The sequence below is a fragment of the Moraxella nasibovis genome, assembly GCF_029581575.1.
Classification (GTDB): Bacteria; Pseudomonadota; Gammaproteobacteria; order Pseudomonadales; family Moraxellaceae; genus Moraxella; species Moraxella nasibovis.
The window spans coordinates 703,257-717,919 of sequence record NZ_CP089975.1; the positions used below are offsets into that span (position 1 = coordinate 703,257).

Here is a 14,663-nt window from a genome sequence, read left to right on the forward strand (position 1 = left end):
ATTTTCATTTGACACCACTCAATCCTCCAAAACAATCTCGCCATTGACGAAGTCGATAATGTTTTTATTAGTTTGTGGGTCGAATGGAACGGCAAATTTCCACTCTTTACTACCTACATACGATGCGGTACTGGTAAGTATAATACTGTTAATTAAATCCACATAGTCAAAGTCGTCTTCGTCATCACTAACTCTGCAAGGGATATAACCCCAATCAGCCTCAATCATCGCTAGGATAATGTCTATAGCCCCTTTTTGCGTTGGTGGGTTCTCAAGGTCAGGATATACATGGACTAACTTGTCATACCATTCCTGTGTTGCGGGGAAAATACTAGGGTTTGGGTCTGTATGGTAGCGTTTGCCGTCAGCCGTAAAAGAATCTTTGTCGCCGATGCCTCCCCAAACAAGCCCAACGATGTATGGTCCACTACCAACAGAGGCTCTTAGGGTTAAAGCCTTGTTTGATACTGTTGGATAATAAACCTTATCACCCTCTTTAAAGTTAAAATCAGTCATCAACTTTTCCTCCTCCTAATTTAATCAATGCTTTAGCATGAGCAATAGCGTTTTCTTTACTTAGATGGATTAAACCCCGCTTAAGTCTAAATCTATCTACTTGGTCATCGTCCCAACTAACTGGAATATAGAAGACATCACGCCCTACAGCAGGCATATAATACTCACTTCCTCGTTTTGGTGGTTCGCTCACAGGCTTTGGAAAACTTACATCGCCTACAGTAATCATTTCTTGGACTGGACGGAAAACAAAATGACCTCTAAGGATAGCCTCAACAGATACTCCGTTACTTAAACTATAAAAAGGTCGCCAGTCGCTCTGGTTGTACCATCTGTACTCTAAATTTTTACCATCAGCAAGGGCTTGCAACGCTTCTTGTGGGGTTAAATTAATTCTCATTCTCCTAATTTATTCACCGCATTCACCAGCTCTGCCAAATCCTCTTTGGTGAGTGTGAGGGTCTTTGAGCTGGCACGGCGGTTTAAAAAGATTTTGACTTTGCCTTTTTCTACTTGGTAGCCCATCAAAGGATTAGGCGTAAAAGGGCGGTTTCGTTTTTTAGCATGCAAGATTTCAGCTTGTGATGAAGTAACATCATTTTCAACTGCTTTTAGCTGATAGCCCACGCCGTCAAACTCAACGCTCATGTGTTTTAGTGCCGTGGTGATGGTCTTTCTTGACAGTTTGGTAATGGTCATCAGCTCACCCACAGATAGCCCCAAATCGGCATTTTCTAGGGCTTGGGTGATTTCGGTGATGATGGTTTGTAGTTGGTTCATGGTTGCTCCTTAAAACGGAATGTCGTCATTTTGGTACACTGTATTTTGCGGTGGTCGTTGCATGGCGGTGGATGGGCTTGGCATCATACCTTGTGGGTACTGGCGTTGCGGTGGGTTGCCATTATTTTTGTTTGCTTCACGCTCGGCTGCATTGCGACTGTTCTCGGATGACTTTTTGGCATAAGCAATAGAGCCTTCAATTTGCCCTTGTGCTGGCGGTAGATTTTCCAAAAACTGCTTGGCATTTTGGGTGGATTGGTGATGGTACACGGCGGATAGGTTTAGATTGTGCTTAATGCCATTTTGCCCGTTGTAGTGATTTTCTGACAGGATAATTCCCACAAAAGCACCCACAAGCTCAGGGGCAATCAAACCTTGCTTATCCACCACGCCCCCAGCTTCAAAGTCATAGACTTTGTAGGTGCCTTGTGTTTGATTTAGCCCTGCAATATTGTTAAATGCTAAGATAGCATTAATCTGACGATAGCCTGACAACTGCTCGCCTTGCGAATTTTCAAAATAAATCTTGATGTCGTCGCTGGTCTCATTATTGGCATTGACAAAATTCACGCTTAAAAATTTCGCACCGCCTTGTGATACGCCCCAATAGGCTTGGGTGATTTTGACCGCATGAAATTCATGGGCGGATAGTCGGCTTGAACCACCTGCTTTTTTGGCGGATTGGTCGTTGCGTGTGAAAAAATAGCTCATTTTATTGCTCCTGTTCTAGGGTTTTGGGTAAGTTGTAATATTCGCAAATCGCATTATCCACAAACTCTAAATCATTCGGGATAAGCTCATCATCGAACATCTCAAAAGGGGTTTTAACGGTTGTAAAACCGTTGTTTTGCGTCAAAAAGAAATGCTTGCCGTTCTCAATGTGTGTTTGTAGCACAATGCCAACCATGCCCTCAGGCGTGATTTTCTCGTCAAGCAATTTACCAATGGTTTTTAGCTTGGTTTTGCCGTCCACTTCATCGGTATGGCTTAGGATATAAACACGCTGATAAGGCTTCATTTCGTAGTTGATGATGTTTAAAATTTGCCAAATGTTTTTGCCGTTTTGCGTGTATTTGTCAAAGCCTTTGATGTCGCTATCTCTCATAAACTTATTGCTCATCAGATATTGAAAATCATCAATCACAATGATGGGGGCGGTACTGCGCCTTAGTTTTTCAATAATCAAAAATGGGTCATCGCTGACAAGTTGGCGAAAATTAGCCCATCGAAAGGGTAAAAACTTGCCAACCACATTGATAAAACCAACATTATTGGGGTCTAAATTTTTAAGCGAAAAGGATTTACCGCTTCCGCTATGACCTAAGATAAATACTCCAATAGCCATTATTTAATCCTCAAATGTTCACCTTGCACCAATACCGCACCATCAATCTGAACATCAGCTTGCAAAGCTTTTTTGATGGCAGTTGTGTCGGCGGTGATGGTGTGTTTTTGGTATTCTTCTGGCAGATGCTCGGGGCTTATGTCCAATCGTACGCTTGGCGCCGATGCCTGCACCCACATCTTGCCTGTCTCAAACTCAAATTTGTTTTGACCGCTGGTCTTGATAGCCAAAAATACGGCATTTTTAAGCCGTTCTAGGCTGTTATCAATGGCTTTTTTACGCTTGGTTAAGCGGTCAATCTCAGCCTCGTAAGCACTCGCTTGTGCGTCAAGATTGAGCATGACATGGCGATAGCTTGCCAGCTTATCCGTCAAATCGCCATCTATCAGCCCCAAAATGGCTTGCACCTCGTCATCATCAGCGGTGGGGCTGTCGCCATCATCTAAGCGTGCTTGTAGTGCGTCCATTCGCTCTTGAATGTCGGTTGTGATTTGATACAAGTTCATTTCATTCCTCCCAAGGTAATCCAAATTCATGTTCAAGCTGATAAAAATAATCCGCCATTTCTTGCTCAAACAAGGCTTTTTCTTCATCGCTAAACGCTTGTTCTTGCCAGTCTAAATAAGCATCGTTACTTAAACTCATCTTGTCTCTCCATTTTGACGATAAATTTTGATAAATTGGGCGATGAGCTTGTCATCACCGCTCATCACAACTTTATGAAAGCCAGTAAACAACTTAACAAAGCGTTGGTTTTCTTTTGCTAGAATGCCAACTTTGACATTTAAGTCATTGATGGTGGCAATGTTTGCATGGTAGCACTGCCACAGCTCCTTGTTTTCTTTGTAAAGCCGTGCCAGCTCTTGCTTTTGTATGTGTTTTTGGCTAAGCATGATTCCGTAGCTCCATCAGTTCTTCATGCTGCAATCTGTTAATAAATTCCAACTGTGCAATTTTTTGCAAGGCTTCTAAATAAAGGGCGGTAAGCTGCGCCATTTGTTCAGCATTGTATTGTGGCATGGTTTTCTCCTTGGTATTTTTTAGCAATCTCTTCAAGCTCGCTTTGGGTGTGCTTGGCTTGTTTTTGGTTTTTTAGGCTAATTAAGCGGTCAATCTTGTCTTTGCCGATTTTACTTTCAAGCCATCTTGCCGCCTCTGGAATGTCTTTTTGATACCAATACACATGGCAGTGATAGCATAGGGCAAGGGCGTTGTCTGGCTCATAGCGAATGTTGTAGTAACGCCGTGAGAAGTGGTGGCTGCATTGCAGGCTGTTAGAATTTGGCTCGTATTGTTTGCCGCATCGCTCACAGCAGTAATTTGCACGCCTACGAATGAAGTCGCTAAATGCCTTATCCGCCACATTCCAAGTAAAGCCTTCCTTGACCGTTTTGCCTTCATCGCTTAGGGCTTTTTCGCACTTTTTGATAAAGGTTACCGTCTCGGACAACAGGTCATACAAAGAAGTCTGCCCAAATTTTTTGGCATCTCGCCTCCAAGTGCCAAGCTCTTTTAAGAGCTTTTCGCCAGCCGTCATTTGCACGGTTGTTGTATCAATAATCATCGTTTAGCCTCCAAAGATGCTTTATATTCAGCGATGCGCTCTCGTTCTATCTCGTACTCTTTGTCCCATGCCATTAGCATGAGCGACATGAAAGCCCACATCACAAGTGTGAGTAGCGCCCAACCGATTACATAACGCATGATGTTTTCTCCTTTTTAAATTCCGTCACCACATATTCCGCAACAAATTCTCTTAATTCATTCTCAATCTGTCGCATCTGCATTGGGGTGGGTCGCCAGTCAGAATCTGTGATGATAATGCTGTGAAGGCTTGATAATTCATAGCTTTCACGAGCATACACCGCCTTAAATCCGCCGTGGTATTCGTACTCTTCGGGCTGATAATCCACTTCAAACTCAAAGCCAAATTCACAATATCGCTCATCATCTTCATCAGCATAGACGATGAATGAGCCTTGCTGCCCTTTGATGACTACTTCATCTAGTATCATGGTTTTACTCCAAAAGTTAATCCGACACTTGCAACTGATATGCCTTGTTTTTTTGGGGTTTACCCACATTGCCAAACTCACAAGAATTTGGCAAAATTGGTAAACTTTCTGACTTAGGCAAACATCATCATTTGTTGTCTGTCTGTACCGCCCATCATTTGGCAAGCTCTTTGTTTTGCGGTGGCTAGTGCGTCAGCGGTTGTGCCTGCCATCGCTTGCTTGATGTATTGCACTCTTAGGTGTTTTAAGTAGTCAGCTGCTGGGTTGTATTCATCAGCGATTGTGCAGTTGTTTTGTACCAGCTCATAGACCGCATCGAAGTTTGCGGCTTTGGTCAGTTTGGCGAATAATGCGTGTTTCATGGGTTGCTCCTTTTAGGGTTGTTTGCTGTTGATGGGTGTATTATAAGCAAACTTATATTTTATGTCAATAAAAAAATAAGCAAATTCATCAAAAATAATAAATTTGCTTATAAATCATTGATAAGTAAGATTATTTTTTTACAAGAAAATTAAAAAACCTGCTATAATATCCCCACAAAGCAAAAAAACCTGCCACCCCGAAGGGTAGCAGGTTTTTTATTTGATAAGGTGTTGACAATATGTAGCCTATAAGCTACAATTAACCAAAAATAAGAGTGTTTATCTATGTATCAGATATTGCAAACAGATGAATTTATTGATTGGCTTGGCGGTCTAAAAGATGGTAAAAGCCGAATGCGACTAATTAGGCGTTTGCAAAAAGTCGAACAAGGCAATTTTGGCGACATTAAGCCTGTGGGTGATGGCGTGTGGGAGATGAGAGAGTTTTTTGGTGGTGGTTTTCGTATGTATTATATACAAAAAGGCTCAACCATCATTGTCATGCTAGGCGGTGGCGACAAATCTACACAAAAACAAGATATTATTAAAGCGATTGAGCTTTCAAAAACAGTGGAGTTGAACGATGAAGCAACTGACGAAATTTGATGTCATTGATTATCTACAAGACGAACAAGCCATTGCGGATTATTTGGCGGTGGTGCTTGAAGAAAATGACATGAATGCTTTTTTAGAAGCATTAGGCACGGTGGCAAAAGCTCGTAGCATGACCCAAGTTGCCCAGCAAACAGGATTAAATAGAGAAAGTCTGTATAAGGCACTAAATACCGACGGTAGCCCAAAATTTGATACCATCGCTAAGGTGGTGCAGGCATTGGGGCTTAGATTGACCGTGCAACCAGCATAATTCCCAGTCGGTAAAAAGCTCTGATTTATTCAGGGCTTTTTTCTATTTCGTCCTGCTCATCATCAAATATAATGCTTCTATCTACCTTATCAATGTCAATAATCTGTGCATCTTTGATTTCATCGCCTTTCATTTTTGCCTTAATTTTTAGATGGGCGGGGTGTAAATTCCATTCAGCAACCCCAAGAAACTCCAAGTGTTCCTTTTTGATATTGCCATCTTCTAAGCTGGCGGTGAGCTGATTTCCTGTGCTTAAATTACGCAAGGTTACTTTTCTTTGTCTGGTATTTGATGAATTAACATTCAATACCCGATATGCACCATCCATGCGAATAGGCGTCCACTCATCCATTGTTCTTGTGGTATAAAACTCCGCTGCATCTCCTGTAATGGCAACTGATTGGTTGATTTCAGCTCTATCAGCATATTTTAAACTTCTGATTAACTTATTTCGTGTCTCGTATGCTCTGTCTTGAATTTGCTGAGCTTGTGGGTGGATTTCAGCAAACTTTTGTAGGGTTTTAATGGTTGTTTCATTACTTTGGGATAATATCTTGGTTTGCTCAATCATGGCATCAGCCAGTATCTTTTGCCGTGAAGTTTCTTCTTCGGCGGCTTTGTCATTTTGAGCTTTTTCAATATGGCGTACCCATATTGTTTTGCCAAAGTATAATACTATGGCAAAGATGATAATGCCTAAAACTTGCTCGGAACTCATTTTTGTTAATGCCTGCTCTAATGCATTGCTTGCTATTTCATTGACATCTATGGATAGTATAGATGACCCTTGTGTTACTACAACTGTCAGTTCCAGCCTTGATTTTTCTTCATGTGTTAAGCGATTGATATTTTTATCTTGGTATCTGGCAATCGCATACGCTTCATAAATCGCCTGCTGTAGAGATATTATACCACGCATGACGGATGGTGTGATGCTATTATCAAACTTTTCACCATGAATATGAATAACAAAATCATCCCAACCCTCAATTTTGATATTGGAGAAATCAATAGTTTTTGGATTTTTTATAATTCTGTCAAGTAATGCAATTGCACTTTCTTCATTAGAAATAACAATTTTTTCCATCCAATTTCTCCATCACCATACCATCAAACTAGACCAATTCCACACCCAGCCAATGATTTGGATGTTTTCATTTTTTGCCATTTGTAAGTATGCAGATAATTCATTGACCGCCACATTATAAAATCTCTCGCTTCCCATGTTACACTAACACCCTTTTATGTTCCAACACCACGCCAATCACTTCAAACGCCTTGGCACGGCTATCAATGGTAGGGTAAAACTCATTTAGGGCGATAAGCTGATGATAGGGCTTGTCGCCATCAAAGCATTCACGGTATTTTTTAAAGGTGGCTTTGGGGTCATCTGCCACCAGTGCCACAACATAATTGCCCGTTACCGCTACTCTATTTCTGCCTATCAATATCAAATCGCCCTGGTTAAAATCAGGGGTCATGCTATCGCCCTTGACCCTAAGCCAATAATCCCCGTCCTTGTGGTGAGCAGGTTCGTACTCATCAAACACATCATCGCCAATCTCGGTAAAATGTCCTGCCTGCACTTCATTGATGATGGGCAACATCTTAACAGGATTGGCATGCTCCACGCCATTTTCCCGACCTTGTATCTCATTCATTTTTTGGCGTAAATCATCAATGCTTGGCTTGGTGGACATCTCGCCTTGACCTGTGGCGAGCCAATCAGCATTAACACCAAATAATCTTGCCAGTTCAATCATTTTTGTGGTGGTTTTACTCTTTCCACTTTCAAGCTGACTATATGCTGATTGAGAAAGACCATCAATACGCTCAGCTACTTCTGCTTGGCTGAATTTCTTGGCTTTGCGTGCCGATTTCAATCTGTCTGACAAGCTCATAACGAACCCCTAAAAGTGAATTTATGGATTTATTATATAAGAAATCTTATATATTAACAAATAAGTTTGCTTATTTTATTGTTGATTTTTTTGATGAGTTATCTTATAATTTGTAATTATTTTGATAAGTGAGTTAATATGCCTGAATTTAAGAAAAACAAACTTATCCGAGAATTGATTGATTTTTTTGGTGGTCAAGCAAAATTGGCGCAAGCATTGGATATTTCACAATCAGCGGTAAGCCAATGGCTAAACAATCAATCAAAGGTAAGTGCAGACAACGCAGAGGATATTGAGCGCTTAACTGGCGGTAAATTTACCAAAGCCATGTTAAGACCAAGAAAAACAAAAACCCCCTAGCAGTAACTAGGGGGCAAATGTCCATTTTCGGATTAACTTATTAGGAACAAGTTAAATGAACACATCTACTATACCAAAACCCAAGCCAAAAAGCAAGAAACAGCAGATAACAGAACATCTGCTGTCAGGCAGACCGCTCACCCAGTGGGAATGTATCCAGCTTTACCGCCACACACGACTAGGGGCGGTGGTACATGAGCTACGACAGCAGGGCTACAACATTCGCACCGTCAATCAGCGAAACTCAAACGATGACGGCACGCACGCCATGTATGTGCTGGGGGGTAAGTCATGACTGACGATATTTTAGACAATCGCCCAAAACGACAAGCTGACGAAGCGGTCGAAGAATGGCTAAAACACAATAAGCCGACCGTGCTACAAGATTTTGAGCATGTCGCACCCAAACACAAAGCAAAACCAGCAATAGACGCAAAGGTGCGCAAAAAAGCGGACGCCATCGTCAATAGAATACGCAATGAGGGCTTGACTTACAGCAGATTTTCAGTGCAATGCGGGCATAGTGCGCAGATGATGACGCAGGTCAAACGAGCGATTAAAGAGCAGTATGGTCTCAAATTAACAGATGTTGTTAAAACAACCACAACAACCAAGCAAGTGCGAGTGATGGAGTTATCAAGATGAGTTTTAAAGCAATGGCATGGGCGACCGAGCAAGAGATGACGCACCCAAATCAAGCAAGGGATAACACCGTTATATCACAAATGAAACCTAAAGATATTATTAAAAAATGGGAAAAGGGTTCGGTCGTATTTACAAAAGAGTTTAGATATGAACTATGGAAAGCTCATCATGAAAAATGTGCTTATTGTGGTATGAGTTTGGAAAGTTCGGCAATTATGTGTATAGACCATTTTATTCCACAATCCAAGATTTTAAATAATGATGTTGAAAACCTAATTGCGTCTTGTAAGCGGTGCAATTCCATTAAGGGCAAAAACGATATGGAGTATTTTAGGTTTTCGCTGGCTGTGTCCAATTCTGTGCTTTGCGGTGTAATCCTGCCAAATGTCGCTAAGAAACTCATCGATATTGGTGTTGAATTACCAATTACAGAAAAAACTTTTTATTTTGAAACTCTGCTAGGTGGTGCAAAATGAGCAAATTCATCGCAAACAGCTTTCAAGTGCCAAACGCCTTAATTGATGAGGTCTTAGACAAGATGAGCGGTAATGCCTGCAAAATCTACCTGCTCATCGTCCGCAAAACTCGTGGTTGGAACAAAGAAGCCGACCGCATCAGTTACACACAAATCCAAAAATACACTGGCATCAATCATCGTGCAACCATCAGCAAAGCGATTGATGAATTGCTAGAAATGGGGTTGATTATCGTGGCAAAAGGCAATGAAAAATCGTCCAATGAGTATCGCCTAAATGATGATTTTTGTTCAAAAAATGAACAAGAACCTAGTTCAAAAAATGAACAAGATAACAAATGCACTAGTTCAAAAAATGAACCAGCTAGTTCAAAAAATGAACAAGAACCTAGTTCAAAAAATGAACACACAGAAATACATATATTTAAAAACACTAGAATTAAAAACAAGAGTGTTAGCACGCATGAACACACGCACGAGAACCAAGATTTTCAAACTCAAAAAAATCATGGTGAAAAACAAACGACATTGGATAATTCAAAATCCAAGAAAAACAATTCATCAGATAAAAAATCAAAATCAGAATTAAGATTAAATCCCAATGGTATTGAAAAACCTGATGAATTGGATAATCAAATTTGGCTTGATTTTTTGAAAATTAAAAAACAACGAACCAGAGAAGATTTATCCGTTACCGCTTGGAATAGATTCATCAATCAAGTTGTATTGGCTCAGCAAAAAACAAACCATTCGCTTGATGAACTATTTGGTTATTGGATTGGCGAAACGAATTGGAAAGGTTTTAATTGTGATTGGTATTTACAACGTCAGCAACCACAAAATAATTTTTCTCAGCCAAACCGCATGAACGAATTGCGGCAAATGGCAAATGCCAACCCGGTCACAGATGTATTTATCAATGACTTACCGCCACAATTTTACGCACTAGGAGCAAACCATGAATAATCTTGTCAAAATCAACAGCGTTGAACACCTAACCGCCATGATTAAAGCGATAGTACCTCGCTCATTTGAAAAAACCTTTGGCGGACTATCAACTGAGGAAGTGGTGGCAGGGTTTATGTTTTGTGTGGCAGGGCTTAGCCAAACCGAACTTAACACAGGCTTAGCCAAAATCCAAGAAATGGGTTATTGCCCAGACCCTGCAATGTTTGCCAAGTGGTGCAAGGGGCTTGATGGCTTTGACAATTCCGATGCCATCGCTGACAGCTACATCGGTAAAAATGCGGCATTGGCAAATATTTTGGCGTGGCTGGATGACCCAAAAACACGCATTACCGTAGCCCAAAAACAGGCTTATGATGCGGTCTATCACATGTTTAGAGACATTCACAGCGACTATGACAAAAACCACGCTTACAGTGCATTCAAAGACCAGTACGAGTTCATCGTACAAGCCCTTGTGAGCGATAGAGAGCCTTGCCAGTACTATGAGCCGCCTGTAACGCTACAAGCACCACAGAACGCACCACAGGCTCATGTAGCGGTATCTAACGACAGAGCAAAAGAAATTTTGGCAGGCTTAACAGGTAGATTGTACAAAAATCCAAAAAATGCACAGACGATGGGGCTAACCGCATGATTTTAATCGGTATAGACCCAGGTGTAAATACAGGCTTTGCTAAATCTTATGATGGGGAACTTGTGGAGGTAAAAACCTGCTCAATCATTGAAGCGATGAAGTGGGTTGGGTTTACCGCAGTTCAAGCACGAGAGCATGACCATCAATTAACCATCTACATTGAGGACGCACGCAAACGCAAATGGGTAACAGGCGGTCGTGAGAAGTTGCAGGGCGTAGGGTCGGTCAAGCGAGACGCTGTGATTTGGGAAGAGTTTTGTGTTTATCATGGCATAGCCTATGAACTGGTTGCACCTAAAAACAACAACACCAAACTTGATAAAGAGACCTTTAAACGCTTGACGGGGTGGCAGGGTCGGACAAGTCAGCACGCTAGAGACGCAGTAATGCTTGTGTGGGGAAGAAAAAGATGAAATTTAAAATCCCGCAAATTCACTGGCAACAAATCCCCAAAGACGGCTGGACGAAATACAAAAGCACCAACACGATGCACGATTACCACATCAATGCCTTAGATGGCGAATATCTGGTGTGGTACAAGGACGGCGGACACAAAGTCTTTGATAGCCTTGATAAAGCAAAAGACTGGGTGCAAAACACGCATTACCCCGCCCAAGTCGCCAAATATTTTGAGGTGGCGGCATGACTTGCTACTACAACCCAAAGACAGGACAAACCGCCAAAGTCAATAAAGCCGACAAAGACGGCAAAGTGTGGGTGGAGATAGATGGAGGAATGCCTGTAAAAATGAATTGGCGTGAGTTTTTAAGAGAGTTTAGGACTTTAGGAGTAAGTAAATGAGAAAATTTAAAGTAACTTTTTATACCAATGACCGCACAAGAGAGCGTTTATCTGAAATCGTTGAGGCAGTTGATGAAGATAATGCTGAACTTGCAATTTTTGCAATGTATCACGACAGCGTCATTGTTGATGAAATTTTCGATTATTTTGATACGCCGTTAAATGACAAGCGTATTTATGTAGATATGCCAGATGGTTTGACCTATGCAATTCCCGTAATGGTCGTAGCAGAACATAAGGCAATGAAAATGGCACGCTATGCTGATGATTTATTGTTTTATGACGCAATGTTGCAGGTTTTGTCTGAATTTGAAAATGACGAATGGGCGATTAAACATTGGGCGACGGGCGAGATGTATTGGCAAGATGTCAAAAAACACGCTGTTATTTTCAAGAAAAAAGTAGAAGTTGACTATCAACTGCACTGGGCGAATGGCAAATTGGATATTAAGTGAGACGCTTAACCACAATCCGACAGCTACCCTGCATCCGTTGCCAAGCACCGCCACCGTCCCAAGCTTGTCATGCTAATTGGCAGGAATTTGGCAAGGGTATGGGCAAAAAGGCAGATGATAGCTACACAATTCCCCTTTGCCTATCCTGTCATCAGTGGCTAGACCAGTATTGGCAGATGAGCAGAGATGAAGCGAAAGAATGGTTTTTGGAGAAGTGGGCGTTTGTGAATGGGGCGTTGGAGATGGGCAATGAGACAGCGTTTTAGAATCATCAATGATGGCATCTTGTCAAACTGCGTCGCTGAGATTCTAACAAGAAAGCAAGCAGGCGAGATTGTCAATGTCTATATCACAGACAAAGACGAAACCAGAAGCCAAGCCCAAAACCGCCTTTACTGGCAATGGGTGCATATCCTGGCGGAGAAAAAGGGCTGGTCGGACGATGAGATGCACTTGTATTTAAAACGCAAATTTTTGGCACTGATTTTGGCAAGAGATGACGGCGAGATGCTGGATACGATAGAAAGTCTAAAAGTCGCCAAAAACAGCTTGCCGCCAGCACATTATGAACGGCTAGCAAGAAATGTCGCAGACGGCATCAGAAGTAGCAGGGTAAATACGAAACAGTTTACCGAATATTTAAACAACATAGAGCAATGGGCGTACTTACAAGGCGTGACATTGCCAGTACCAGAGGATTTGAAATGGGTGAGATAAATCCAATGATTGCTTTATTTTTCTCGACATTTGCGTTGTTTGTGGTTTTGTTTTATTCAAAGAGATGAGTTAGATGAATTCTATAATGATTGATACCAAGCCAACCACCATCGGTGGCGTTGCACTTGGCAATTTTACAAAAGAGGGACAAAAACACGACCAAAACAAGCCAAGATTTAGCCTAATGCCACATCAAGCCCTTTGGCAAGTGGTGGCAGTTTTGGAGTTTGGAGCGGGCAAATATGGAGCGAATAACTGGCGTCATGTGCCAAACGCCCGTGAGCGGTATTTTAACGCCTGCCATCGTCATTTAAATGCGTGGTGGGCAGGCGAGACGGTAGATAGTGAAAGCGGATTGCCGCACCTTGCTCATGCGGTGTGCTGTTTGATGTTTTTGATGTGGTTTGATGGGGAATATAAATGAAAATAACCGAAATTCTAAATTTAAAATGGAATTATCAAATGACAGAAAATTTAATGGAGCTGTTATTTGATAAATCAAAACGCCTAGAAGTATTTGAGCGGTATCTTGCCACTAATCCAGATTTAACACAAGATTGTTTTTTGGCGGAATTTCAAGAAAATTTTGCCGAGCGGTCAAACTTAAAACAGGACTATACACCATCAAGCATTTGTCAAATCTTGGCTCATCTTTGCCCCACCGCCCAAAGTGTGCTTGATGTTTGCTGTGGTACAGGGGCTTTGACCATTGCCAAATGGTCGTTTAATCCCAACGCCACATTTTATCTTGAAGAATATTCCAAAGAAGCTATTGCTATTTTGTTATTTAATTTGTCGGTGCGTGGTATTAACGCCGAAGTAAGAAATTGTGATGTACTGACAGGCGAAACATTTGCTACTTATAAATTAACCAAAAATGGGCAATTTAGCGATATTGAAAAAGTGGCATTGGATTGGACAAATTTAAAGGTAGATTGTGTAATTAGCAACCCGCCTTATTCTCTGATTTGGCAACCCAAAGACGATGTGCGATTTAATGGCTATCCCTTACCGCCAAAAAGCAAGGCGGATTATGCGTTTGTCTTACACGGCTTATATCATTTAAAAGACACAGGCACGGCAAGTTATATTTTGCCCCACGGTGTTTTGTTTCGGGGCAATGCAGAAGGCAAAATCCGCCAATCATTGATTGATAACAATCATTTGGACGCTGTTATTGGACTGCCCAATAAGCTATTTTTGGCAACCGATATTCCTGTGGCGATTTTAAATTTTAAAAAGAGCCGAGACAGACAAAATGTGCTAATGATGAACGCTGATGATTTGTTTGAAAAAGCAAAGAATAACAATGTAATGAATGAAACGCACATTAAAACCGTTATTCAAGCCATTAACGAGCGTAAATTTATTGACAAATTGGCAAATATTATTACACCGCAAGACATTAAATCCAATGGTTATAATTTAAATTTGCCAAGATATGTGGATAAAAGCGAACCTGCTGTTATTCCAAATTTCTTGCAAGAAGCCAAAGAGCTTTTGGAGATTACACAATCATTAGACAAAAGCACCCAAACGCTTTTGCAGATGATGAATGGTTTACAGCTTAACGGCACAACACAAGAAGTGTTGGAGTTTGAAGAAGCTAAAAAAATCCTAGCCCAAGCCCTAGCACCACGACAAATAAAAACCGCAGTCATTAAAAAATTGCAAAATCTAACCCCTGCCAATTATCAAGATATGCTATTTGACGAAAGTGAATTGGCTGAGCTTGATAGTTTGATGACCGCAAAAAAAAAGCAAATTGAAATTTTGCAAAATATGAAACAATTTTTTATGGCGAAAATGTTTGCATGATACAG

The 14,663-nt window shown here is 41.2% G+C and carries 31 protein-coding genes; 16 read left to right on the forward strand and 15 right to left on the reverse strand.

Annotation, left to right across the window (positions count from 1 at the left end; genetic code table 11):
- Window positions 1-18: 18 nt before the first annotated feature.
- From LU290_RS03235 to LU290_RS03295, 13 genes are all read right to left on the reverse strand, one after another.
- Window positions 19-516 carry a hypothetical protein gene (locus LU290_RS03235; RefSeq protein ID WP_277809123.1) on the reverse strand — a complete coding sequence of 166 codons (498 nt, stop codon included), beginning with the start codon at window positions 514-516 and terminating at the stop codon, window positions 19-21.
- Window positions 509-916, reverse strand: a complete 408-nt coding sequence (locus LU290_RS03240) for a hypothetical protein (protein WP_277809124.1) — start codon at window positions 914-916, stop codon at window positions 509-511. The genes LU290_RS03235 and LU290_RS03240 overlap by 8 nt, the downstream gene beginning before the upstream one ends.
- A complete protein-coding gene (locus LU290_RS03245) occupies window positions 913-1,296 on the reverse strand; it encodes a hypothetical protein (protein ID WP_277809125.1) in 384 nt (127 codons plus the stop codon). The genes LU290_RS03240 and LU290_RS03245 overlap by 4 nt, the downstream gene beginning before the upstream one ends.
- A 9-nt stretch (window positions 1,297-1,305) precedes the next feature.
- Entirely contained in the window at window positions 1,306-2,007 is a 702-nt protein-coding gene (locus LU290_RS03250) for a hypothetical protein (protein WP_277809126.1), read from the reverse strand.
- Window position 2,008: 1 nt separating this feature from the next.
- Window positions 2,009-2,482, reverse strand: a complete 474-nt coding sequence (locus LU290_RS03255; protein WP_277809127.1) for an ATP-binding protein — start codon at window positions 2,480-2,482, stop codon at window positions 2,009-2,011.
- Between the two features lie 158 nt (window positions 2,483-2,640).
- Window positions 2,641-3,147, reverse strand: coding sequence for a siphovirus Gp157 family protein (locus LU290_RS03260; RefSeq protein WP_277809128.1), 507 nt, complete (start codon window positions 3,145-3,147; stop codon window positions 2,641-2,643).
- Between the two features lies 1 nt (window position 3,148).
- Window positions 3,149-3,286 (reverse strand): hypothetical protein, encoded by a 138-nt coding sequence (locus tag LU290_RS03265; RefSeq protein ID WP_277809129.1) that lies wholly within the window; start codon window positions 3,284-3,286, stop codon window positions 3,149-3,151.
- Window positions 3,283-3,534 (reverse strand): hypothetical protein, encoded by a 252-nt coding sequence (locus LU290_RS03270; protein WP_277809130.1) that lies wholly within the window; start codon window positions 3,532-3,534, stop codon window positions 3,283-3,285. The genes LU290_RS03265 and LU290_RS03270 overlap by 4 nt, the downstream gene beginning before the upstream one ends.
- The gene (locus LU290_RS03275; protein WP_277809131.1) at window positions 3,527-3,661 is read right to left on the reverse strand and encodes a hypothetical protein; all 135 of its coding nucleotides are present in this window, start codon (window positions 3,659-3,661) and stop codon (window positions 3,527-3,529) included. The genes LU290_RS03270 and LU290_RS03275 overlap by 8 nt, the downstream gene beginning before the upstream one ends.
- The gene (locus LU290_RS03280) at window positions 3,642-4,205 is read right to left on the reverse strand and encodes an HNH endonuclease (RefSeq protein ID WP_277809132.1); all 564 of its coding nucleotides are present in this window, start codon (window positions 4,203-4,205) and stop codon (window positions 3,642-3,644) included. The genes LU290_RS03275 and LU290_RS03280 overlap by 20 nt, the downstream gene beginning before the upstream one ends.
- Window positions 4,202-4,345, reverse strand: a complete 144-nt coding sequence (locus LU290_RS03285; RefSeq protein WP_277809133.1) for a hypothetical protein — start codon at window positions 4,343-4,345, stop codon at window positions 4,202-4,204. Before LU290_RS03285 ends, LU290_RS03280 begins: the two co-directional genes overlap by 4 nt.
- Window positions 4,333-4,656, reverse strand: a complete 324-nt coding sequence (locus LU290_RS03290) for a hypothetical protein (protein ID WP_277809134.1) — start codon at window positions 4,654-4,656, stop codon at window positions 4,333-4,335. The genes LU290_RS03285 and LU290_RS03290 overlap by 13 nt, the downstream gene beginning before the upstream one ends.
- 113 nt (window positions 4,657-4,769) lie before the next feature.
- On the reverse strand, window positions 4,770-5,018 hold the full coding sequence (locus LU290_RS03295) for a hypothetical protein (protein WP_277809135.1): 249 nt from the start codon (window positions 5,016-5,018) through the stop codon (window positions 4,770-4,772).
- 285 nt (window positions 5,019-5,303) lie between these two features.
- Here LU290_RS03295 and LU290_RS03300 point away from each other — a divergent pair, with 285 nt between their 5' ends.
- Entirely contained in the window at window positions 5,304-5,624 is a 321-nt protein-coding gene (locus LU290_RS03300; RefSeq protein ID WP_277809136.1) for a type II toxin-antitoxin system RelE/ParE family toxin, read from the forward strand.
- Entirely contained in the window at window positions 5,602-5,883 is a 282-nt protein-coding gene (locus LU290_RS03305; protein ID WP_277809137.1) for an addiction module antidote protein, read from the forward strand. The genes LU290_RS03300 and LU290_RS03305 overlap by 23 nt, the downstream gene beginning before the upstream one ends.
- Before the next feature lie 25 nt (window positions 5,884-5,908).
- Here the strand turns inward: LU290_RS03305 and LU290_RS03310 are convergent, their stop codons facing one another.
- Together LU290_RS03310 and LU290_RS03315 are read right to left on the reverse strand one after the other, a co-directional pair.
- Window positions 5,909-6,970 (reverse strand): hypothetical protein, encoded by a 1,062-nt coding sequence (locus LU290_RS03310; protein WP_277809138.1) that lies wholly within the window; start codon window positions 6,968-6,970, stop codon window positions 5,909-5,911.
- 139 nt (window positions 6,971-7,109) lie between these two features.
- Window positions 7,110-7,784, reverse strand: coding sequence for a LexA family protein (locus tag LU290_RS03315; RefSeq protein WP_277809139.1), 675 nt, complete (start codon window positions 7,782-7,784; stop codon window positions 7,110-7,112).
- A gap of 174 nt (window positions 7,785-7,958) precedes the next feature.
- Between LU290_RS03315 and LU290_RS03320 the strand changes: the two genes are divergently transcribed.
- From LU290_RS03320 to LU290_RS03385, 14 genes are all read left to right on the forward strand, one after another.
- On the forward strand, window positions 7,959-8,144 hold the full coding sequence (locus LU290_RS03320) for a transcriptional regulator (protein WP_277809140.1): 186 nt from the start codon (window positions 7,959-7,961) through the stop codon (window positions 8,142-8,144).
- Between the two features lie 55 nt (window positions 8,145-8,199).
- Entirely contained in the window at window positions 8,200-8,439 is a 240-nt protein-coding gene (locus LU290_RS03325) for a helix-turn-helix domain-containing protein (protein ID WP_277809141.1), read from the forward strand.
- Complete coding sequence (locus LU290_RS03330) at window positions 8,436-8,789, forward strand: hypothetical protein (RefSeq protein ID WP_277809142.1); 354 nt, start codon at window positions 8,436-8,438, stop codon at window positions 8,787-8,789. The genes LU290_RS03325 and LU290_RS03330 overlap by 4 nt, the downstream gene beginning before the upstream one ends.
- A complete protein-coding gene (locus LU290_RS03335; protein ID WP_277809143.1) occupies window positions 8,786-9,265 on the forward strand; it encodes an HNH endonuclease in 480 nt (159 codons plus the stop codon). Before LU290_RS03330 ends, LU290_RS03335 begins: the two co-directional genes overlap by 4 nt.
- Window positions 9,262-10,230, forward strand: coding sequence for a replication protein (locus LU290_RS03340; protein WP_277809144.1), 969 nt, complete (start codon window positions 9,262-9,264; stop codon window positions 10,228-10,230). The genes LU290_RS03335 and LU290_RS03340 overlap by 4 nt, the downstream gene beginning before the upstream one ends.
- Window positions 10,223-10,867 (forward strand): hypothetical protein, encoded by a 645-nt coding sequence (locus tag LU290_RS03345; protein ID WP_277809145.1) that lies wholly within the window; start codon window positions 10,223-10,225, stop codon window positions 10,865-10,867. The genes LU290_RS03340 and LU290_RS03345 overlap by 8 nt, the downstream gene beginning before the upstream one ends.
- Window positions 10,864-11,280, forward strand: coding sequence for a hypothetical protein (locus LU290_RS03350; protein WP_277809146.1), 417 nt, complete (start codon window positions 10,864-10,866; stop codon window positions 11,278-11,280). Before LU290_RS03345 ends, LU290_RS03350 begins: the two co-directional genes overlap by 4 nt.
- Window positions 11,277-11,513 (forward strand): hypothetical protein, encoded by a 237-nt coding sequence (locus LU290_RS03355; RefSeq protein WP_277809147.1) that lies wholly within the window; start codon window positions 11,277-11,279, stop codon window positions 11,511-11,513. The genes LU290_RS03350 and LU290_RS03355 overlap by 4 nt, the downstream gene beginning before the upstream one ends.
- The gene (locus tag LU290_RS03360; protein WP_277809148.1) at window positions 11,510-11,668 is read left to right on the forward strand and encodes a hypothetical protein; all 159 of its coding nucleotides are present in this window, start codon (window positions 11,510-11,512) and stop codon (window positions 11,666-11,668) included. The genes LU290_RS03355 and LU290_RS03360 overlap by 4 nt, the downstream gene beginning before the upstream one ends.
- Complete coding sequence (locus LU290_RS03365) at window positions 11,665-12,123, forward strand: hypothetical protein (protein WP_277809149.1); 459 nt, start codon at window positions 11,665-11,667, stop codon at window positions 12,121-12,123. Before LU290_RS03360 ends, LU290_RS03365 begins: the two co-directional genes overlap by 4 nt.
- Entirely contained in the window at window positions 12,120-12,389 is a 270-nt protein-coding gene (locus LU290_RS03370) for a hypothetical protein (RefSeq protein WP_277809150.1), read from the forward strand. Before LU290_RS03365 ends, LU290_RS03370 begins: the two co-directional genes overlap by 4 nt.
- Complete coding sequence (locus tag LU290_RS03375; protein WP_277809151.1) at window positions 12,373-12,840, forward strand: hypothetical protein; 468 nt, start codon at window positions 12,373-12,375, stop codon at window positions 12,838-12,840. The genes LU290_RS03370 and LU290_RS03375 overlap by 17 nt, the downstream gene beginning before the upstream one ends.
- Before the next feature lie 85 nt (window positions 12,841-12,925).
- On the forward strand, window positions 12,926-13,264 hold the full coding sequence (locus tag LU290_RS03380) for a dATP/dGTP diphosphohydrolase domain-containing protein (protein ID WP_277809152.1): 339 nt from the start codon (window positions 12,926-12,928) through the stop codon (window positions 13,262-13,264).
- A gap of 38 nt (window positions 13,265-13,302) precedes the next feature.
- On the forward strand, window positions 13,303-14,658 hold the full coding sequence (locus LU290_RS03385) for an N-6 DNA methylase (RefSeq protein ID WP_277809153.1): 1,356 nt from the start codon (window positions 13,303-13,305) through the stop codon (window positions 14,656-14,658).
- The last annotated feature ends 5 nt before the right edge of the window (window positions 14,659-14,663 follow it).

Coding starts and splice junctions, on each gene's coding strand:
- LU290_RS03235 (WP_277809123.1), bottom strand. CDS start 516: ATGACTGATTTTAACTTTAAAGAGGGTGATAAGGTTTATTATCCAACA.
- LU290_RS03240 (WP_277809124.1), bottom strand. CDS start 916: ATGAGAATTAATTTAACCCCACAAGAAGCGTTGCAAGCCCTTGCTGAT.
- LU290_RS03245 (WP_277809125.1), bottom strand. CDS start 1,296: ATGAACCAACTACAAACCATCATCACCGAAATCACCCAAGCCCTAGAA.
- LU290_RS03250 (WP_277809126.1), bottom strand. CDS start 2,007: ATGAGCTATTTTTTCACACGCAACGACCAATCCGCCAAAAAAGCAGGT.
- LU290_RS03260 (WP_277809128.1), bottom strand. CDS start 3,147: ATGAACTTGTATCAAATCACAACCGACATTCAAGAGCGAATGGACGCA.
- LU290_RS03265 (WP_277809129.1), bottom strand. CDS start 3,286: ATGAGTTTAAGTAACGATGCTTATTTAGACTGGCAAGAACAAGCGTTT.
- LU290_RS03270 (WP_277809130.1), bottom strand. CDS start 3,534: ATGCTTAGCCAAAAACACATACAAAAGCAAGAGCTGGCACGGCTTTAC.
- LU290_RS03275 (WP_277809131.1), bottom strand. CDS start 3,661: ATGCCACAATACAATGCTGAACAAATGGCGCAGCTTACCGCCCTTTAT.
- LU290_RS03280 (WP_277809132.1), bottom strand. CDS start 4,205: ATGATTATTGATACAACAACCGTGCAAATGACGGCTGGCGAAAAGCTC.
- LU290_RS03285 (WP_277809133.1), bottom strand. CDS start 4,345: ATGCGTTATGTAATCGGTTGGGCGCTACTCACACTTGTGATGTGGGCT.
- LU290_RS03290 (WP_277809134.1), bottom strand. CDS start 4,656: ATGATACTAGATGAAGTAGTCATCAAAGGGCAGCAAGGCTCATTCATC.
- LU290_RS03295 (WP_277809135.1), bottom strand. CDS start 5,018: ATGAAACACGCATTATTCGCCAAACTGACCAAAGCCGCAAACTTCGAT.
- LU290_RS03300 (WP_277809136.1), top strand. CDS start 5,304: ATGTATCAGATATTGCAAACAGATGAATTTATTGATTGGCTTGGCGGT.
- LU290_RS03305 (WP_277809137.1), top strand. CDS start 5,602: ATGAAGCAACTGACGAAATTTGATGTCATTGATTATCTACAAGACGAA.
- LU290_RS03310 (WP_277809138.1), bottom strand. CDS start 6,970: ATGGAAAAAATTGTTATTTCTAATGAAGAAAGTGCAATTGCATTACTT.
- LU290_RS03315 (WP_277809139.1), bottom strand. CDS start 7,784: ATGAGCTTGTCAGACAGATTGAAATCGGCACGCAAAGCCAAGAAATTC.
- LU290_RS03325 (WP_277809141.1), top strand. CDS start 8,200: ATGAACACATCTACTATACCAAAACCCAAGCCAAAAAGCAAGAAACAG.
- LU290_RS03330 (WP_277809142.1), top strand. CDS start 8,436: ATGACTGACGATATTTTAGACAATCGCCCAAAACGACAAGCTGACGAA.
- LU290_RS03335 (WP_277809143.1), top strand. CDS start 8,786: ATGAGTTTTAAAGCAATGGCATGGGCGACCGAGCAAGAGATGACGCAC.
- LU290_RS03340 (WP_277809144.1), top strand. CDS start 9,262: ATGAGCAAATTCATCGCAAACAGCTTTCAAGTGCCAAACGCCTTAATT.
- LU290_RS03345 (WP_277809145.1), top strand. CDS start 10,223: ATGAATAATCTTGTCAAAATCAACAGCGTTGAACACCTAACCGCCATG.
- LU290_RS03350 (WP_277809146.1), top strand. CDS start 10,864: ATGATTTTAATCGGTATAGACCCAGGTGTAAATACAGGCTTTGCTAAA.
- LU290_RS03355 (WP_277809147.1), top strand. CDS start 11,277: ATGAAATTTAAAATCCCGCAAATTCACTGGCAACAAATCCCCAAAGAC.
- LU290_RS03360 (WP_277809148.1), top strand. CDS start 11,510: ATGACTTGCTACTACAACCCAAAGACAGGACAAACCGCCAAAGTCAAT.
- LU290_RS03365 (WP_277809149.1), top strand. CDS start 11,665: ATGAGAAAATTTAAAGTAACTTTTTATACCAATGACCGCACAAGAGAG.
- LU290_RS03375 (WP_277809151.1), top strand. CDS start 12,373: ATGAGACAGCGTTTTAGAATCATCAATGATGGCATCTTGTCAAACTGC.
- LU290_RS03380 (WP_277809152.1), top strand. CDS start 12,926: ATGATTGATACCAAGCCAACCACCATCGGTGGCGTTGCACTTGGCAAT.
- LU290_RS03385 (WP_277809153.1), top strand. CDS start 13,303: ATGACAGAAAATTTAATGGAGCTGTTATTTGATAAATCAAAACGCCTA.